The organism is Pseudomonas sp. YuFO20, assembly GCF_035064975.1.
Taxonomy (GTDB): Bacteria; Pseudomonadota; Gammaproteobacteria; order Pseudomonadales; family Pseudomonadaceae; genus Aquipseudomonas; species Aquipseudomonas putida_AE.
Genome location: NZ_JAXDEO010000183.1, coordinates 1 through 428, shown reverse-complemented (window position 1 = coordinate 428; position 428 = coordinate 1). Strand labels below are relative to the sequence as shown.

Below are 428 nucleotides of genomic sequence, written 5' to 3'. Positions count from 1 at the left end.
GCAGATGTACGCCGATCAAACTGTAGGAGCTGGCTTGCCAGCGAAGGCGGCCTGACAGCCGAGTAATCCCCTGCAGATGTACGCCGATCAAACTGTAGGAGCTGGCTTGCCAGCGAAGGCGGCCTGACAGCCAAGCAATCTCCTGCAGATGCACGCCGATCAAACTGTAGGAGCTGGCTTGCCAGCGAAGGCGTCCTGACAGCCAAGCAATCTCCTGCAGATGTACGCCGATCAAACTGTAGGAGCTGGCTTGCCAGCGAAGGCGGCCTGACAGCCAAGCAATCTCCTGCAGATATACGCCGATCAAACTGTAGGAGCTGGCTTGCCAGCGAAGGCGGCCTGACAGCCGAGTAATCCCCTGCAGATGTACGCCGATCAAACTGTAGGAGCTGGCTTGCCAGCGAAGGCGGCCTGCCAGCCGACCTCTT

At 59.1% G+C, this 428-nt stretch carries 1 protein-coding gene; it reads right to left on the bottom strand.

Features of this window, described 5'->3' with window-relative positions:
- Positions 1–428, bottom strand: a 428-nt coding sequence (locus SOP85_RS31165; protein WP_323629429.1) for a hypothetical protein, incomplete at both ends; no start/stop codon positions are given.